This window comes from Nitratireductor luteus, assembly GCF_026162365.1.
GTDB lineage: Bacteria > Pseudomonadota > Alphaproteobacteria > Rhizobiales > Rhizobiaceae > Chelativorans > Chelativorans luteus.
This window is the reverse complement of the sequence record NZ_JAOANW010000004.1, coordinates 41,022-58,475: the sequence shown is the minus strand read 5'-3', so window position 1 is coordinate 58,475 and position 17,454 is coordinate 41,022. Positions and strand designations below refer to the sequence as shown.

Genomic DNA, 17,454 nt, shown 5'->3' with positions numbered 1-17,454 from the left:
AGACCATGAGCGAAGCTCAGACCACGACGAGCCACGAGGAGATCAGAGCTTGGGCGGAGGAGCGTGGCGGCCGTCCTGCAAGGGTTGAGTCGACGAGTCCCGGCGGCATCCTGCGCATCGACTTCGGCGAGCCAGAAGAGAACCTGGTAGGTATCGCGTGGGACGAGTTCTTCCGCATATTCGAAGAGAATGATCTTCGCTTCCTCTACCAGGAACGCACGGACGACGGCAGTGTGAGCCGTTTCAACAAGTTCGTCGAGCGGAAGTAATCATCAGGCGCGGTGAGCCGGGCGTTCGCCGCGCCCCGGTGGAAGCCAATACCGGGGAGCTGCCGGCTTGAGCGCCTATTCCGGATCTTCTACATCGGTTTGAGGGCGGTCGTCGCCTTCGGCATGTTCCTGCCGCCACGTACCCTTTGAATCCTGGTATTCAATGTCTTCGTCGCTGCCGGGCTGTTCCTGCTCGGCCGCCGCGTGTTCGGCCGCCCGACGCGCCTCCTCTCGTGTCTTGTAAGTTTCGGAGTAGACGTCGCCAACCTTGTAGGCCCAGCCTTCGTCATGTTCGACTACTTCGTACGTCACCTTTGCCATGACTGTCTCCAGTATTGCGGATGGCCGATCAGTCGGAGTGCGGGGCCGCGACCCGTTGATCGATGCCGGAAAGCGCGGGAATACCCATGCTCGCCTTCCGCGACGGCGACTTCGGGGAGGACCGTCCGAGGCTGATGTATTTGAAGCCCTGAGACACGACATCGGTGGGCGACAGCAGGTTTCGGTAATCGAAGACCAGCCTTCCGCTCATTTCCGCCCTGAGGCGTCGCAGGTCGAGGTGCCGATAGTCTTCCCACTCCGTCAGGACAACGACAGCGTCCGCCCCGCGTGCTGCCTCATACGGGCTGTCGGCCCATTCTACGTTCTTGATCCGTTGTTTGCCGTTCGCCATCGCTTCGGGGTCATGTACACGAACCCGCAATCCCGCGCGCTGAAGCTGGGAGATGATCGTTAGCGCTGCAGCTTCTCGGATGTCGTCGGTTTTCGCCTTGAATGCTAGCCCGAGGATGCAGACGGTTGCATGTTTCGGCAGCGCCGGCTCCGTCAGAACCCGTCTGGCCAGCCAGACCTTTCGCGCCTCATTCCTGTCGATCAGCGTTTCGACGAGATGTTGGCGCGCGCCATATTTGCGGCCCGTCGCTGCGAAGGCGCGCGTATCCTTCGGGAAGCACGAACCGCCGAACCCTGGACCTGGCTTCAGGAACGCCGGACCGATGCGGCGGTCAAGGCCGATGCCGTTGGCCACCGAGGTTACATTCCCGCCGACCTGCTCGCAGAGATCCGCAACCTCGTTGATGAAGCCGATCTTCAAGGCGAGGAAGGCATTGGCGGCGTATTTAATCAATTCCGCGTTGACGGTTGTCGTGGACACCAGCGGCGTTCCACGTTCCGTCAGCGGCCGATAGAGCTCGGCGAGCAAGGCGCTCGCACGACGATCGTCGCAGCCGATCACTATCCGGTCGGGGTGCATGAAGTCGTCCAGCGCCGATCCCTCGCGCAGGAACTCCGGATTCGCCGCGACGCTGAAGTCTAGCGACTTGTGCTCCTCGGCAATGATTTCGCGGATCCTGCGGCATGTTCCCGCGACCACGGTGGACTTGACCGTGACCACCGCTCCCGGCTTCAGGTGTCCCGCCACCAGTCGTGCCGCGGCCTCGATCTGGGAGAGGTCAATTCGTCCGTCGGGCGCACTTGGGGTGCCGACGGCAATGAAAATGACGTCCGCCGAGCCGACGCAGTCTTCCACATGCTCGAGAAAGCGAAGTCGCCCGTGCGCCCGCGCGTTTTCCATCACCGCATGGAGACCAGGCTCGTAGATGGGCGTCTCACCTCTCGCGAGCAGCCCGATTCGATCCTGATCGATGTCGTGGCAACGGACGTCGTGGCCCAGTTCGGCGAAGCAGGCGCCCGTGGCAAGGCCGACATATCCCGCTCCAATCATCGCAATCCGCATGGCTGGTCTCCTGGTATGCGTGGACTGGAGCTCCTAAACTGCGTCAGACGGCGGATGTTCCTGCAGATAAAGATGATGAAGAAGCTGGGAGGCTCCCTCGCCCGGTACGATCGGCCGCCAGCCGCGAAGACGAACGCGCCGGTAGCCGAGGTCGGATTGACGATGTGGAAGCCCGGTTCGAAGGCCTCGGTTGCCTTGTAGACGGCCTGGAATCAGCCCGGCATGAGGCCGGCGGTCGACAGCGCGAACGGATGTTCCTAATGCCGCAACGCGTCGACACACGAGACGGTCAGCCCGTCTCGACGTCCCGCAGCCAGCGCAGGACCAGCGATTCCTCCAATGACAGTCCCTTGAGCGGCTTGGCATAGCGACGCCGCAGGGCCTTGAGGTTGTCGGCGAGGTTTCCCTCCCACCAGCTTTCGAGAACGGCAGGATGAATGTAGCCTTGGCGGCAGACCGTGCGCGTGTTGCGCAGCTTGCGTGCGACTGCATCAATGACCGTGTTCAGCATCATCGTGGCCTTTCGCTTGCTCTCAGGCATCGGTTCTTGCGCAAGGAGGATGACGGCGGCTGTCGTGCCGCCCCACGTGCGGAAATGCTTCGAGGTAAATTCCGAACCGATCGCCTGGTGGATATAATCGTTCACGTCGTGCGAATGGATTTGCCGTCGGGCCTCATCGGCATCGAGATACTGGAACAGGTGCTGGCCCGGCAGGTCCTGTATCGTACGCACGATGCGGGCGATCCGGCGATCGACCAGCTTCACCTTCCACTCGCGTCCTGATTTTCCGATGAAGCTGAAACGCAATTGCGGTCCCTCGATGCGAAGATGCCGGGACTGCAGGGTCGTCAGGCCGAAGCTGTTGTTCTGGCGTGCGTAGATGTCGTTGCCGATGCGCATCATGGTGTGGTCGAGCAGCCAGATCACCGCCGCGACGACGCGTTCGCGGGACATGTCATTTCGGCGCAGATCGGCATCCGTCCGAGCCCGCAGCCTCGGCAGCGCTTCGGCGAACGCGACCAGGCTCGAGAACTTCACTTCGTCACGGCGGGCGAGCCAGTCGGGGTGGTATCGGTATTGTTTGCGTCCGCTCGTGTCACGGCCGGTAGCCTGAATATGGCCCGACGGGTCAAGCGATATCCACACATCCGTCCAGGCGGGCGGTATGGCCAGCGACCGGATACGCGCAAGCGTCCCCTTGTCCGCGACGTGCTTACCGTCGGGCCAGGAATAGGCAAAGCCGCGTCCGGCCTTGTGCCGGCGAATCCCTGGGTCAGCATCGCTGACATAAGAGAGGTTGGCGCGTATGGCGGCGGCAGGGCCCAAAGGTACGCCGGTGTCTGGCCTCTGATTTTCGCAAAGCTTTAGCGTGGTGGTTCTCCGGCGGCAGTGGTTGATGGTCGCCGCGTCACAATCGCTATGCCGCGTCGTTGTTCCCTCGCCGGCTGTCAAAAGAGGGAAGGTGCACGGGCACAGTGCCAACTGTTCCGGTATCGGCTCGTTCGAAAAATCAGGCGCAGGGGCTGGTTGGCAGCCCTGCAAAACGGACCATCTCAGACGGAGAGAAACAATGTGGAGGAAGCCCAAGGGTTCAAACGACCGGCCCCGATATTTGCCCGAGCTCAACACTTGAGAAGTGCAAAGTTTTTTTGTAAATACCAGCACATATAACCAAGATATGATGAAGATGAACGCATGTCGTTTTCAATATACAACATCGTCGGACTATCAAGGAGTGGCAACCACGCCATTATAGACTGGATCTTGTCTCAGCTGCGTGGATCCTGGTGCTTCCTTAATTGCGTAGAAGCCAAGGCTGATCCCTTTCAGTCTGCGCGGCCGATGGATGACGACCAATGTATTCGGACGAACATCGCGGGTTGGGGCCGGGGCACGAAACATCCGGGAGGGAGTCAGTCCACCGATCACGTTGTGCTTAGTCAGGAAGATGCGTTCCTTGGCCCTGCGTTCGGGCCGGAGACCTTGAGACATCACCGGCGCGCATTCGGCCAGCCGGAGAGACTGTACGAGATCCTCATCCTGCGCGATCCGTATAACCTGATCGCGAGCCGCCGACGCCTGGGCAGTACCCGGATATCCGAGCATACGGCGATGCGGATATGGAAGCAGCACGCGGCTGCTTTGGAGCGGTTTCCTGTCCCGCGCCGGGGACGTGTGCCTATCAATTACAACCGCTGGGTCAGCAGCGCAGAGTACCGCAAGGAAGTGGCGGTAGCGCTGAACCTCGAATTCCGTGACGCGGCTGCGCAGTCCGTTCCATCATGCGCCGGGGGAAGCTCGTTCGACGGCACGACCTTCGACGGGCGTGCCAATGCGATGGCCGTTTTCGACCGATGGCGAAGCTGCGTGGACGATCCCTCTTTTTGGGAGCTTTTCGACACTAGAACCGAACGCTTCTGCCGGTCCTTGTTCGGCTTCTCCAACCCGCTTTTCTGACCCTTGTTCGCAATGCCTTCGGCAAATCGGCTCCGCAGGTATCGGAGGAAGTCGTTGCCAATGTCAGGCTCCCGCCCGCAAGTGCGGCCGCCTGTCTGGAAACCGGTGTGGCGCGCTGTCGGTTGTGAAGGAACAAGCCGGCCTGCATGAGAGCTCACCACGAGAGGAGACAGGCCGGCTCGCTTTTAGGTGTGACATCGGGCCATTGTCACATACGCCAAACCGCAGGCCGAAAGTTTTGTTCCACCAGATGGCAACATGAGGTTGCCCGTGGAAACCCGCCTCGCCACAGGAGCGTTTGGAATATAGCCAAATGGCGTCGATGCCTCGAGGAGAGGTAGAGGACTCCATAGACGGCCGATCATATTTGCTTCCGTTGCGGTAGGGGAAAGTGGGCGCTCGCTTCATTCCCATACCACTCGAGCATGAGTTGTTCGATTTTTCGCCGTTCCCAGCGAGACCGTACCTGACGGGTGGAAAACGCCACCGGCTGCAGAAGGCGTTGTCCATCTCTACGAGAAAGTTCGTATCGGCGCTCTGCTGCTATTAAACCGTCGTCGGCAGTGTACGTGCCCACTACCATCACCTCGATGCTTTTGGTGTCGCTGGCGATTGTATCTCCCTCTCCGGCGTGCTCGATCAGTTCGTCAAACGAACCGATGTCGATGAATTCGCCGCTTGCCAGCGGGCCTTGCAGCAGCTGTTGACGAAGATCTTTGTCCGCCGATGGCGAAACATCCAGATCGCTCAGAGAGCAGATGCGCTGCTTTTCACCACCCTTGAACGTCAGTATGACGGCATCCACGTAAACCGCCTCGGCGCTCATATTGGTTATTACGCATCTGGAGTTGCTTGACCGCCCGCCGCCCCTGTTGATGTTGATCTTCGGGCGGATGCGGTGGCGATAGCTGTTCAGCAGCAGTTGGAAGTAGAGCACCCAGATCATCATCGTCAGCACAGCGGTAACCGCGCTTATGGCGCCATGGTTGTCCTTGATGAATTCCCACATGCGGCGGTCCCTATATGCAATTATCCTCCAAACAGCCAAAGCGACCCATTGTTCAGTAACTACCCGGCGCAGGCCGTTGGCATCCCCTCCCGGCAGCAAGATAAGCTTAAAGAACAAGACGACGCGTCAGCCACGTCTTCTGGAATGGAGCGGCGGCGGCGTCTCGACCCTATTCATAGTAGCTATCATTGAACTTGTCCTTTTCAGCCGCCAGGGGCCGGCCGGAACACCCGCCTGCTGGAACAGCATGGGTATCTGGTCGTTGTGCAACAGCCTCTCCGCCGGCGACCAAAGGGAGATCATGCCTATGTCCTATCTGCGCTTCGCGGCGATGATCGCTACGTCCACCGTGGTGATGTTCGGCCTCATGTATCTCAATACGTATGCCTGGGAGCACGCCTTCTTCAGCGAAACACGTGTCTACATGGCGCTGCTCATGGGCGGCTGCATGGCGATCATCATGCTCGGGTACATGATGAGTATGTATCCCAGCATGATCACGAACGTCACCATCTTTGCCGGCAGCGCACTTGTGATCGCCGGTTCGCTCTGGCTGGTACGCAGCCAGGCCACCGTCAGCCAAACAAGCTACATGCGTGCAATGATCCCGCACCATTCTATCGCAATCATGACGAGCGAGCGCGCGCAGATCGCCGACCCACGCGTTCGCAAGCTCGCCCACGAAATCATAGAGGCACAGCGGCGCGAGATTTCGGAGATGCGCTACCTCATCGCCGATCTGGCGCGCGGCGGCGAAACGAGCGACATCTACGAGGACGGGCCTCCGAAGACCGGTTCCGTTTCCGAAGCAATGAACCAGACAATGCTCGCAGAGCTTGATCCGTCCCCGATGAGCCAGGCCGAGATCGATGACGTTCTCGGCCCGGGCTCAGGCTGCGAGTTCTCCTATACGGGCGCGAGTAACCCCGTCTTCGTTGCACGGGCGCCAGAAGGCGAGGAAGGCATCGCCCAGGGTGTGACGAAACTCAACGGTACGCTCATACCCTTCCGCTTTGCGGCGTCCGTCGACATTGAAGATCTGGCTGACGGCCTGACAACAACGACGGAAGGAGCCAGGGTATCCGTCCGGCACGTAGCTGACGATGAGCCGACAATCGATGGCGCAATGAGACGCTGGAATGCCGATCTCGTCCTCACCCTCACACCAGGACCAGCCATAGGCTATCGCGGCATCTATGCTTGTTCCTTCGAGCGGCAATGACACCACCAGAAACCTGGTCTGCATCCGCAGCATCTGCGGCGGAATCCTCCCGCCCCCCTTAGTTGTGCGGTCAACAGCGTCTTGATCATTGGAGGTCGCGGCTTGATCGGTCGCCACCTGACGACGTACTTAACCGCGCCGCAGCGGGACCGTATCTGTTGTTCGTCTAACTCCAGTTTATACTTGCGGTTTTTTGGGATTTAGCGCGACGCGTTTTGTCGTGCTCGAAGCCTCTCGTTGAATGCAATTCCAATCACAAAAACGGTCGGAAAGCGGTAGTTCTTGCAGCGAGCGGGAGCCTCGGACATGCCCCGTCCCTCGTCAAACCGTCAACGAAATACGATGTTGCAGCGCCCTAGCCCATTTGGGACATGCGGCTGACAAGCTGGCGTGCGATGCTCGGATGCGATCGTGGCCATAGGCACCAATATTATGCAGCATTGATACGTGACTGAAGGAGGGTTCCATGCTTCGGACGACTGCTCATGGGCTCGCCATTGTATTGCTCGTTACCTGGAACGCCGACGCTGCCACGTTGGCGGGCTGCGACTACTGGGACAAGCAGGAGTATTCAAGCTTGGCGGATCGCTTGGAATCCTCCCGGTCCGCCTACTGGTCGATACCCAATCCCAGCGAGAAGGACCTGCAGGACGAGTATGACCGGATGTGGGCGTACTATGAAGCTGAAGGTCACGATCCAGCCTATCAGATGAAGTTCGCTGACGCTGACTGGCTGGCCCGGGTCCACCATGGCCGTCTTTACAAGGAGCGCGTTGGCTTCGTCCCGACTCACGAGGAGTTTTGGGTCTACTGCCTCGATACGCGGCTCGGTAGGCGCTCCGGCTGCGAGGAACTTCTTCGGTCGCATGGCCAGCTCAGTTTCGGCGGGGATGGCAGCGCGGTCGAGCCCCCGGCCGCCTTCCTTGCACTTTACGATGAGCAGCGGGACAAATTCTTCGAACACGTTTTCCTAGCCTCGATCATCATCGACGGGCTGTCCAATTGCGACGAATCCGAAGAGGCAAGTGCGCTCATCGACAAGGCCTTCGACTATATCAACAATGTGCGGCGGTAAACGCTACTTGCCCGAGAAGTAGGATTCCACAAGCATCAACATCAGCTCGCTCGGCTCGAAATCGCAGGGCCCGTCCGGCTTCTCTACCCTGACTCCCGCATTTCCGAGAATTCCAAATGGGAGAAGCTTCTGCCAAGCGATTTTCATGACTTCCGGATTCTCTTCGCGCTTGCCATCAATCAGCGCAGCACCGTAGCACTCCAGTCCCCGGATCGGCTGGCCCATCGCCACAAACACGTCCCCGAGATAGAGTTCGCCGAGTGCGTAGTGAGCGGCGGCTGCGGGCAGCAGGCGTCGGTGAGCCTCGGACAGGTCGCGAGAGGTGCCGAGACCCTCATAGTAAAGTCGCCCGAGTTCAGCCACGGCGCGCAGATTTCCTTTATCGGCGGCAATACCGAAATGCTCGACGGCGAGTTCGTAGTTCTTCCGCTTGAGAGCAGTGAGACCGCTCAACATCGCGGTCCAGGGGCTCACCGAGCCTGATTCAATGGCCTTGGCAAACCACCGAGCCATGTCTGCCTCGGAATAGTCTATGTCGCGGCCGCCGCGATAGAGTTCCCCGATCATCTCCATGGCTGCGCCGTCACCCGCTGCTGCGGCCCGTTCGAGATAGGGCATCGCGCGAAGACCCTGCCGCTTTTCGAAATAGTATTCCCCGAGAATGAAGGCCGCCTCAGGACTCTCTGTGGCCAAGGAGTCGAGCATCTCGATGCCGCGTGCTGAATCCTGCTCCGTGCCTTTGCCTAACAGCAGCATCTTGCCCACGGCCAGCTGCGCCTCCTGCACGCCGGTCGCCGACAGCGGTTCGAGCGTCTTAAAAGCCCTGCTGTACCGCTTGTTCGCAAAATCCGCGAGACCGGCGTCAAGATCCTGCGCGGCTGCCGGAGCCGCGAGAAAAGCAATCGTAACGAGTACGCTTCCAATCCGCCGAACCCAACTCTCCGCGCCAGCTGAAGAACCGTGTCGTTCTGCAGAACTTTCCATTGGTCCACTTGCCTCCCTCCGGTGCGTATGCCGGTCAGCGTCGTTCTTCATTCGGATCGGAGGACCGCCAGAAGATCCTCGTCAATGCCGCTGGCCTCGCCAAGACGCCGAGAAGCGCGGAACGCCTCCACCGCCGCCCGAGTTTTTCGGCCATAGATCCCGTCAATTGGTCCGGGATCAAATCCAAGATCAGCAAGGCGTCGCTGCACGAAACTGACGGTGGCCCGATCGGGCTGTTCAGCGCGCGGAACAGCTGATTGACCACGCGGAGAAGCCGGAGGCGTCCTGGCGACGCAAACGTTCTCCACGCAAGTGTGATAGGCCGGGTCTTCGTTACCTGACGAGCGGGCGAGGCACGCCCAAACGCAGCGCTGAAGCTTCATGCCATCATCGGATTGCGCACCGACGGGTAGCGTGTCTGCGACCACAATTGCCGCCACGAGGAAGATCAGCCTGCGCATATCCTTGTCCTCCTGCGTTGTCGTTCGATCGGCCTAAATGCAGTCGGGCGTTGACCGCGTACTGCATTGCCGGCTGCATCCGAGTATCGCGCCCCAGCGCGTCAGCCGCCTGTCCCAAATGGGCTACACTCTTCGCGGGATTTTGCGGTTTCGAATGGTTGTCGATCGCTTCAGCTACAGGCTCAGCCGAGCGGGATCCGCTGAACAAGCGCCACCAGCTCACTCTGCCGGTGCGTGCCGGTCTTCGAAAAGATTGCCTTGAGGTGGTTCCGCGCCGTCCCCGTTGCGATTTCCAACGACTCCGCAATTCTCCGCAGGTCGCTCCCCGCGGCAATTCTCGCCGCTACGGCGGCTTCGGATGCTGTCAGGTTGAAGAGCTTGCGCAGTCTCTCCTCCGGCAGCACCGCGCGGCGATCAAGGTCTGTCACGAGAAGCAATGCCCGCGTCCCGGCGAATACGTCCTGGAGCAGACCGACGGTCGGCATTGCCTCGACGATGAGACGTCTGCGGCCCTCGCTCCCAATCAGAATTGGCTCCTCGTCGGCTGTACCGCGGGGAAAGGGCGGGGCGAGCGCGGCCGCAAGGAAGCCTTGCAAGGCTGCATCGTCCTTTCGGTGGACCGCCCTCAGCCTGCCAAGGCGAAGCTCGAGGGAGCGGCCCAGCAGCACTTCGGCAGGCGCATTCAATTGGCTGACGCGGCCCTGAGCGTTGAGAAGGAAGGCGGCACGATCGAGACGTTGCAAGGTTGCCAGCACCGAATCAGCCTGGCGTCGCGACCAAAGCTGCGCCAGCGAGATGGCACGCTTGAGATGCGGGCGCCATCTTGAAAGTTTTGCGGCTTCGGCGCGCGTGAACGCTTCTTGTTGCGAGTTTCTCAACAGCGCGAGCGCGAACAGGCCTCCCCCGCACGGGAAGCCGATGGCCGACCACCACGGCAGATCCCAGGGCCGCAGCCACTCATTGTGGTAGCTTCCGCACCGCCTTTCCTCTTCGGTGGAAACGTCGTGCTCGATGAGAACGCGGCGCCCGGCCTTGATAAGCGGCCATCCTCTGCGGCCGCGGAGATCGCGCCGGTACCAGCCGCTCTGGACGAAATCCGAAAGCGGCTCGACGAGCTCCGGAGACATCGGGGGCGCGATGAGCGTTTCCTTCAAATTGTCGATGGCAATGCAGCAACCGACGGCATCCGCTTGGTTGGCAAGCTCCTGCAAGACCTGCGGCCACAGGTCCGGTGAGACGGCCGCATCATAAAGACGCAGCAGGCTGCTTTCGTCTCCATCGAGCGATGTCACACTTACCTCCCGCGGCGAAAAAGCAGAATACGCGGAATTGGGAATTGGAGGTACCTGACCAAATGGGGGAAAGCCACTTCGCTCATTCTGACGTGATGTGGTGGAGGGCCTTCGCTCTCGCTATCGCAGTGTCAAAGCGTGGCTGTCAAAGGCCGCATGAGGGAGAGCGCCGTAGAAAAGATTACCGCAATCGGTCCGGAAAGGTTGCTGCCATTATCCCGCAGCCGGGCAGACAAGCGTTTTCAGACGGCCACTTCCGGGTGGAATGCTGTGGGCTTGTCATGTGGCATTTTGCGGAACCGCCTTTACATTTAAAACACTAAAGCATTTCGAGAAGGGCGATGACGAACAATCGAAACGGACAACGTCATGGGAGCCGGAGATGAATGAGGTGAATCCCGAGATCGAAGCATTCTTCACCAGAGCAAAAAAGTGGCGGGGTGAACTGCAGGCATTGAGAGCAATCCTTCTCGACTGCCCTGTGACGGAAGATTTCAAATGGCGCTCTCCCTGCTACACGTTTCAGAACGGTAATGTGGCCGCCCTCTGGGGGCTCAAGGAATACTGCGCACTTGCCTTCTTCAAAGGTGCCTTGTTGAAAGATGCCGAGGGCCTCCTCGTCGCACCCGGGGAAAACTCACGGTCGATGCGAAAGATAAGATTCTCAAGCGTCGCGGAAATAGTCGGGATGGAAGCCACCCTGAAAGATTATATCCATGAAGCCATCAACGTGGAGAAAGCTGGCCTGAAGGTGAAGTTCCCGAAGGACGATCTCGAACTTCCCGCGGAACTCATGAGCAAGCTGGACGAGGATCCGGACCTAAAGACGGCTTTCGAAGGTCTGACCCCAGGGCGGCGAAGGGGATACATCCTTTATTTTTCCCAGCCCAAGCAGTCCAGAACCCGGGTGTCGAGGATTGAAAAATCCACGCCGAAAATTCTCGGCGGAAAAGGTTTGCATGATCGCTGAACCGGCGATTTGTATGACGGATACGGCAGATCTTCGGAAACCATTGTTCAAGGCAATGGCAGAGCCAGAGTTCCGGGTGGATTGTTCAATGGCGCGGTCACCTATTTCCGTCTCCTTGAGCCTTTCGCCGGTCCTGGCTTTTTGCGGATGCGCACGGCTCGCCCTTCTGACTGGTCAATCTCGAAAGCGTTGGTCTTGCGGACCAGATCGCTGAGCTTGCGGAAGCCGAAATTGCGCGGATCGAAATCAGACGAAAGGTTAGCAAGCTGTGTTCCCACTGCGCCAAGCGGTGCCCAACCGTCTTCTGTCTCCATCTGATCGAGAACGCGCCGGATGATCGGCGTGGCCGCGCTCGGCGACTGAAGCGGCTTGGCTTTACTGTCTGCAGCCTCTGCATTGGCAGGCGCATCCGGGAGTAAATTCTCGGTGTAGGTAAAGCGTCGGCAAGCCTGCCGGAAGCTCTCGGGCGTCTTTTGCTCTCCGAATCCAAAGACATCGACACCCTGCTCGCGAATCCGAGCGGCAAGCCGCGTGAAGTCGCTGTCGGACGAAACCAGACAGAAACCGTCGAAACGGCCACTGTGCAAAAGGTCCATTGCATCGATGACGAGCGTGATGTCTGAGGCATTTTTACCGGTCGTATAGGCGAACTGCTGCTGCGGAATGATTGCATGCTGTGCCAGGACATCGATCCACGCTTTCGATCTTGCACTGGAGAAGTCGCCATAGATCCGACGAACGCTGGCCTCGCCAATCTTGGCGATCTCGTCGAAAAGACCGTCGACGATTTTGGCCGAGGCGTTGTCGGCGTCGATTAGCACAGCAAGGCGTGCGGAGCGCGTTCCGATAGCCATTGAAAAGAGACCTTCCGAGCAAGTGATAGGGGCATGATCCCACCCAAGTGGGATCTACAGAAACAGGTCAAATCGGCCCAAAGCAGGTTGAAGCCGATGCGGGAACCGAACCACAGAAATATTTTGTTGGTATTTCCTGTTGGTTTCCAACCCAGACAACCATCATCAAGTTGAAAAACAAGCGTCAAGCCGGAGATCGACTCTCCCCACCGTTTCTGCTTCGATGGCCGCGTGTGCGGGCATATTGCAGTAGAATGGGGATGCGGGGATGAAATGGGCTTGGATTGCGGTAATGCTCGCAGTTGCCGGATGCACGACCAGCACAGTTCTTACGTCTGCGGTGGTGCCGCTGAATTCGGAGAAATATGCGGCGATTGTCATCGATGCCCATTCGGGAAAGATCATCTACGAAAGTGCGTCGAACGAACGCCGCTATCCCGCGTCCCTGACAAAGATGATGACACTTTATCTCCTCTTCGAGGCGCTGGATTCCGGCCAGCTCACTTCATCCAGTGAAATACCCATCTCCGCCTTCGCTGCTTCGCGCCCGCCATCCAAGATCGGCTTCAAGCCAGGCCAAAGCATCGATGTCCGCACAGCGATCCTGGCATTGTGCGTGAAATCCGCGAATGACGTCGCCACGGCGGTGGCCGAGCGGTTAGGCGGTTCCGAGGAGCATTTCGCTACAATGATGACTGCAAAGGCGCGCGAACTCGGCATGCGTTCGACCACATTCCGCAACGCATCCGGTCTCAATGATCCCAACCAGATCACGACGGCGCATGACATGGGCCTCCTGGCAATGGCGTTGCGTAAGCACTTCCCGCATCACTACCATTTCTTTGCCAACCGCAGCTTCTCCTATAAGGGCAAAATGATCCGCGGGCACAACAATCTTCTTGGCAGCGTGCGCGGCGTCGATGGCCTTAAAACCGGCTATATCCGCGCCTCGGGCTTCAACGTCGCCACTTCCGCTGCCCGCGACGGGCGGAGGATCATCGCCGTCGTGATGGGCGGGGAGAGTGCGAAGGTGCGAGACGCTCATATGGAAGAGCTGATCACGGCATATTTGCCCCGTGCCCACCCGGGATCCGTTCAGGGACAGTGACGATGCCGTTCAAGACGATCGGCTGGGGGCCATGTGCGGTCGGGGATTGGCGACCGGCAACGAAGACGCGGGAAATCGTTCATATAGTCGAGTGATCCGCAGAAAAGTTCGAACTGCCAACACAGCACTGGAGCATCGTTCAATCGCTGCATTCGGAACAAACTCACCTGCACGACGTTGGGCGCACGTGGCAACTGGCCCTCCCCTGAGTTGCCGCACCCAAAGCAAGCCGGCCTGCATCTCTGGCAACATCGGCAGGCCGGCTTGTTCCGTTGTAATCGGCCCTAATATGGAACAGAGGCAGCGGGAGGCCGGCCCTTCGGGCTGCCGGCATGTACGCTCGGAAGAATGGTCCGCTCGGCTGCACTTACGGATCCGTATAACCCTTCGCGGCAAGCCTCAGCCGGTAGCGCTTCGGATCCTGGCTGAAAAGGAGCCCTCCCTGCTGCCCGGAATGCGGGGGGATGTAATCGAGCGTGACCCGGCTCGTCTCGATCGTCTCGCCATCGTGCTCGATCCGCCCTTCGATCTCCACACCCGCGGCAGTGGCACCACCCCGGTTGACGGCGCGGAAGTTGACGCGATAGCCGTTGTCCGTCACCTCGACCTGTTCGACGAGAACGCGCAGATTCGGCTTTGTCGCCGTCGCATTTATCGCTTGATAGAGGATGAAGCCGACCAACGCCAGGACGACGACGGCCGAGAGCCCTCCCGCCACCCATTCGAGCGTATGCGGTTTTTCGTTTCCACCTCCATGGCGTTTCGGTGTTTGCCGCGCCGCCCGGTTCTTCATCGACCGCTGCCGCCTCTGTTTCATCTGGCACCTTCTGTTCAGAGGATCAGCCGGGCCGCAGCCGCACCGATGGCAGCGGGAAAGCCCAGCACGACCATGGATATGAGCACCGGCATCAGACCGACGTCGTCGGTCCGCCCAAAAGTCCAAAGCGCATAGAGGCTGATCAGCAGAGCGATTGAGTAGCCGGTGATGGTAAAACGCAGGAACGCGCTCCACCATGGTGTCCCAGGCGGCAGGGACGGGTCTGAGCCAGCGAATTCCACAGCATAGACAAAGGCGTGCATCAGGAAGATGGACAGTGCGATCAACGCCACCGCGTGCCATCCCGTCATCTTGTGGGAAATCAGCACCATTTCCTCGGTCGGCGCCACGTTGAGGCCGAGAAAGAGGGCGCCGACCGCCATCAGGAACATCTCGCTGGCGTAGTTCACCCGTTCCGACCCCTGGGACGCCTCGGCCTTGCTCCCGCCAAGCTGGCTGCGCCCGAGAAGCGCGCCGATGCTGGCTGGCACCGACTGCAGAGCTACCTTGCCGATGATCTCGTCTGCCGACATGGCCAAGGTTACGACGCCGAAGACGGCAAGCACAATGACGCTGGCAACGATACCGATGGCGTAGGCGACTACCATGTCTCGCAGGTCATCGTGCCAGCACGTCGTCTCCTCGAAACCCGCATGGTAGGATAGGAGCGTCAGGAGCGGCATGTTGAGAAACAAGAGGAGCGCAAGGCGAAAACGGTCCATATAGAAGCCGAGCGACCACATCTCCATCGTCATCAGCAACGGCAGGCCGAAGATCAAGGCGCCGCCGAAGCCCCGGCCGAGCCCGATGAGCAGTTTGCGGCGCGGCGACTGTCGAACTCGCTTTTCTATTTCCTGCCCGGCGGGGCGGTTTCCTGCCTTTTGCATAGTTGTCCGGAACGCCGCGGACGGACGTTGCGTTCCGAAGGCGCGCGAAAAGGCGATCTTCGACTACCTATCACAAGCGCCGTTCCGGTGAGCGACGATGGAGCGCCGGCGGGTGAATGCAGTCAGGCGGCGACCGGTTCATCAGCGGTTAGGCACACTACTACCCGCTTCCCGCTTACTCGCGACGTTGACCCCGTGGGCAAAAGCACTGCCGGGGCGGCAACGGTGTCGTCGTCCCAGGTTGCGACGCCAGCGTTGGTGGGTTTACTCACTGCATGCCGAGGAACTGCTTCAGCTCCGGCGTCCCCGGCTTGGCGAAGACGTCTTCGGGCGGGCCGATCTCGTGGACGCGACCCTCATGCATGAAGACGACGCGGCTGCACACATCGCGGGCGAACTTCATCTCATGGGTGACCATGAGGAGAGTCATGCCTTCGGCGGCGAGCTCGCGGACGACGGCCAGGACTTCGGCCACCAGCTCCGGGTCGAGGGCGGAGGTGACCTCGTCGCACAGAAGCGCGGTGGGCTGCATGGCAAGTGCACGGGCAATGGCAACACGCTGCTGCTGCCCGCCGGAGAGCTCGTCCGGATAGGCATCGAATTTCTGGGCGAGACCGACGCGCTCCAGCATCCTGCGCGCCACGGCTTCGGCTTCGGGCTTGGGCGTCTTCTTGACCACCATCTGCGACAGCATGACATTGCCGCCAGCCGTCAGGTGCGGGAAGAGGTTGAACTGCTGGAAGATCATTCCGACCTTGAGCCGCAGAGCCTTCAGATGCGCCTCGTCTGGCAGGAGCTGCGCGCCCGCGACCGAGATCGAGCCGCTGTCGATGGTCTCGAGACCATTGATACAGCGCAGCAGCGTCGACTTGCCCGATCCGCTCTTGCCGATGACGGCGATCACCTCGCCCGGCGCAACATCGATATTGATGCCCTTGAGGACCTCGTTCGGCCCGAAACTCTTGCGGACCTCAGTGATTTCGATGAGCGACATTGAGCTTCCTCTCGAGGATCTGGCTGCTCTTGGACAGCGGCCAGCACAGCGCGAAATAGATGAGGGCGACGAGGCCGTAGACAATGAAGGGCTGGAAGGTGGCGTTGGTGACGACGGTGCCGGCCTTCGACAATTCAACGAAACCGATGATGGAGGTGAGCGCGGTGCCTTTCACCACCTGGACAGAGAAGCCCACCGTGGGCGGGATGGCGACCCTTAGCGCCTGCGGCAGGATGACGTAGCGCATCTGTTGCACATAGCCCATGCCGAGGCTAGCCGACGCTTCCCACTGCCCCCTGGTGATGGATTCGACGCAGCCGCGCCAGATTTCCGTCAGGAAGGCGGCAGTCCACAGGATGAGCGCGAGGCCGGCGGCGAACCAGGCCGGCACGTCGATCCCGAAAAGGCCGAGACCGAAAAAGGCGAGGAAGAGCTGCATCAGCAGCGGCGTGCCCTGGAACAGCTCGACATAGTATCTGGTGAAGGCCCTGAGCAGCGAGCTGCCGCCGATCCGCATGAACAGCAGGATGGCACCAACAACACCGCCGCCGATGAAGGAGACCAGCGAGAGCACGATGGTCCAGCGTGCGGCAAGCAGCAGGTTGCGCAGGATGTCCCATAGGGTGAACTCGATCATCGGACGCTCCTCCGCGCGAAAAGCATTCCGCCGACGCCGGCCATGATCTGCCGCAGCACGATGGCGAGCACCAGATAAATGACTGTAGAGACGAAATAGGCCTCGAAGGCGCGGAAGGACCGCGACTGGATGAAATTGGCGGCGAAGGTGAGATCTTCGGCCGCGATCTGCGAGACGACCGCTGAGCCCAGCATGACGATGACGACCTGCGAGGACAGCGCCGGCCAGATGCGCTGGAGTGCCGGAACCAGCACGACGTAGCGGAAGGTCTGGATCGGCGTCATGGCGAGGCTGGCGCCGGCTTCGAACTGGCCGCGCGGCGTGGCCTGGATGCCGGCGCGGATGATCTCGCAGCTATAGGCGCCGAGATTGACGATCATGGCGAGGTTGGCAGCCTGCAGCTCCGTCAGCCTGACGCCGAGGGACGGCAGCCCGAAGAAGATGAAGAAGAGCTGGATGAGGAAGGGCGTGTTGCGGATGAGCTCGACATAGGCGGAGACCGGCGGCTTGATCCAGGCCGGCCCCAGCGCGCGCGCCCAGGCGCAGGTTGTGCCGAGCGCAACGCCCAGCAGCCCGCCCACGACGGTGAGCTCGATGGTGATGAGGATGCCCTTGAGGAGGACCGGGTAATATTCGGCCAACCATGAGAAGCTGAAAACGTAGTTCACAGGAGGCGGCCTTT

At 60.1% G+C, this 17,454-nt stretch carries 19 protein-coding genes; 6 read left to right on the top strand and 13 right to left on the bottom strand.

Annotated elements, in window-relative coordinates; translation table 11 throughout:
- The first annotated feature begins 5 nt into the window (after positions 1-5).
- On the top strand, positions 6-269 hold the full coding sequence (locus N1058_RS05500) for a hypothetical protein (protein ID WP_265516503.1): 264 nt from the start codon (positions 6-8) through the stop codon (positions 267-269).
- 75 nt (positions 270-344) lie between these two features.
- On the opposite strand, the gene N1058_RS05495 is transcribed toward N1058_RS05500, so the two are convergent.
- The 3 genes from N1058_RS05495 to N1058_RS05485 form a co-directional block, all read right to left on the bottom strand.
- Complete coding sequence (locus N1058_RS05495) at positions 345-590, bottom strand: DUF2188 domain-containing protein (RefSeq protein WP_265516502.1); 246 nt, start codon at positions 588-590, stop codon at positions 345-347.
- A gap of 28 nt (positions 591-618) precedes the next feature.
- On the bottom strand, positions 619-2,004 hold the full coding sequence (locus N1058_RS05490; RefSeq protein ID WP_265516501.1) for a UDP-glucose dehydrogenase family protein: 1,386 nt from the start codon (positions 2,002-2,004) through the stop codon (positions 619-621).
- A 289-nt stretch (positions 2,005-2,293) separates the two neighbouring features.
- Positions 2,294-3,670, bottom strand: a complete 1,377-nt coding sequence (locus N1058_RS05485) for a DNA topoisomerase IB (protein ID WP_338040623.1) — start codon at positions 3,668-3,670, stop codon at positions 2,294-2,296.
- A gap of 30 nt (positions 3,671-3,700) precedes the next feature.
- Here N1058_RS05485 and N1058_RS05480 point away from each other — a divergent pair, with 30 nt between their 5' ends.
- The gene (locus N1058_RS05480; RefSeq protein ID WP_265516500.1) at positions 3,701-4,462 is read left to right on the top strand and encodes a hypothetical protein; all 762 of its coding nucleotides are present in this window, start codon (positions 3,701-3,703) and stop codon (positions 4,460-4,462) included.
- Positions 4,463-4,823: 361 nt separating this feature from the next.
- Here N1058_RS05480 and N1058_RS05475 read toward each other — a convergent pair whose 3' ends face one another.
- Positions 4,824-5,471 carry a hypothetical protein gene (locus tag N1058_RS05475; protein WP_265516499.1) on the bottom strand — a complete coding sequence of 216 codons (648 nt, stop codon included), beginning with the start codon at positions 5,469-5,471 and terminating at the stop codon, positions 4,824-4,826.
- A 307-nt stretch (positions 5,472-5,778) separates the two neighbouring features.
- Between N1058_RS05475 and N1058_RS05470 the strand changes: the two genes are divergently transcribed.
- Both N1058_RS05470 and N1058_RS05465 read left to right on the top strand, forming a co-directional pair.
- On the top strand, positions 5,779-6,693 hold the full coding sequence (locus N1058_RS05470) for a DUF305 domain-containing protein (RefSeq protein WP_265516498.1): 915 nt from the start codon (positions 5,779-5,781) through the stop codon (positions 6,691-6,693).
- Positions 6,694-7,159: 466 nt separating this feature from the next.
- Positions 7,160-7,768 (top strand): hypothetical protein, encoded by a 609-nt coding sequence (locus tag N1058_RS05465; protein ID WP_265516497.1) that lies wholly within the window; start codon positions 7,160-7,162, stop codon positions 7,766-7,768.
- A gap of 3 nt (positions 7,769-7,771) precedes the next feature.
- Here N1058_RS05465 and N1058_RS05460 read toward each other — a convergent pair whose 3' ends face one another.
- From N1058_RS05460 to N1058_RS24105, 3 genes are all read right to left on the bottom strand, one after another.
- The gene (locus N1058_RS05460; protein ID WP_265516496.1) at positions 7,772-8,752 is read right to left on the bottom strand and encodes a tetratricopeptide repeat protein; all 981 of its coding nucleotides are present in this window, start codon (positions 8,750-8,752) and stop codon (positions 7,772-7,774) included.
- Positions 8,753-8,799: 47 nt separating this feature from the next.
- Positions 8,800-9,213 (bottom strand): peptidoglycan-binding domain-containing protein, encoded by a 414-nt coding sequence (locus tag N1058_RS05455; RefSeq protein ID WP_265516495.1) that lies wholly within the window; start codon positions 9,211-9,213, stop codon positions 8,800-8,802.
- A 182-nt stretch (positions 9,214-9,395) separates the two neighbouring features.
- On the bottom strand, positions 9,396-10,505 hold the full coding sequence (locus N1058_RS24105) for a helix-turn-helix transcriptional regulator (RefSeq protein ID WP_265516494.1): 1,110 nt from the start codon (positions 10,503-10,505) through the stop codon (positions 9,396-9,398).
- A gap of 382 nt (positions 10,506-10,887) precedes the next feature.
- On the opposite strand from N1058_RS24105, the gene N1058_RS05445 reads away from it, so the two are divergent.
- Positions 10,888-11,475: a YdeI/OmpD-associated family protein gene (locus N1058_RS05445; protein ID WP_265516493.1), complete on the top strand. Its 588-nt coding sequence runs from the start codon at positions 10,888-10,890 to the stop codon at positions 11,473-11,475.
- Positions 11,476-11,576: 101 nt separating this feature from the next.
- Here the strand turns inward: N1058_RS05445 and N1058_RS05440 are convergent, their stop codons facing one another.
- Positions 11,577-12,329: an NYN domain-containing protein gene (locus tag N1058_RS05440; RefSeq protein WP_265516492.1), complete on the bottom strand. Its 753-nt coding sequence runs from the start codon at positions 12,327-12,329 to the stop codon at positions 11,577-11,579.
- Positions 12,330-12,621: 292 nt separating this feature from the next.
- Between N1058_RS05440 and N1058_RS05435 the strand changes: the two genes are divergently transcribed.
- The gene (locus N1058_RS05435; RefSeq protein ID WP_265516491.1) at positions 12,622-13,437 is read left to right on the top strand and encodes a D-alanyl-D-alanine carboxypeptidase family protein; all 816 of its coding nucleotides are present in this window, start codon (positions 12,622-12,624) and stop codon (positions 13,435-13,437) included.
- Positions 13,438-13,804: 367 nt separating this feature from the next.
- Here the strand turns inward: N1058_RS05435 and N1058_RS05430 are convergent, their stop codons facing one another.
- The 5 genes from N1058_RS05430 to N1058_RS05410 form a co-directional block, all read right to left on the bottom strand.
- Positions 13,805-14,254 carry a TIGR02588 family protein gene (locus tag N1058_RS05430; protein WP_265516490.1) on the bottom strand — a complete coding sequence of 150 codons (450 nt, stop codon included), beginning with the start codon at positions 14,252-14,254 and terminating at the stop codon, positions 13,805-13,807.
- A gap of 14 nt (positions 14,255-14,268) precedes the next feature.
- Complete coding sequence (locus N1058_RS05425) at positions 14,269-15,141, bottom strand: TIGR02587 family membrane protein (protein WP_265516489.1); 873 nt, start codon at positions 15,139-15,141, stop codon at positions 14,269-14,271.
- 268 nt (positions 15,142-15,409) lie between these two features.
- Complete coding sequence (locus tag N1058_RS05420) at positions 15,410-16,135, bottom strand: amino acid ABC transporter ATP-binding protein (RefSeq protein WP_265516488.1); 726 nt, start codon at positions 16,133-16,135, stop codon at positions 15,410-15,412.
- Positions 16,113-16,772 carry an amino acid ABC transporter permease gene (locus N1058_RS05415; protein WP_265516487.1) on the bottom strand — a complete coding sequence of 220 codons (660 nt, stop codon included), beginning with the start codon at positions 16,770-16,772 and terminating at the stop codon, positions 16,113-16,115. The genes N1058_RS05420 and N1058_RS05415 overlap by 23 nt, the downstream gene beginning before the upstream one ends.
- Complete coding sequence (locus tag N1058_RS05410) at positions 16,769-17,440, bottom strand: amino acid ABC transporter permease (protein ID WP_265516486.1); 672 nt, start codon at positions 17,438-17,440, stop codon at positions 16,769-16,771. Before N1058_RS05410 ends, N1058_RS05415 begins: the two co-directional genes overlap by 4 nt.
- Between the last annotated feature and the right edge of the window lie 14 nt (positions 17,441-17,454).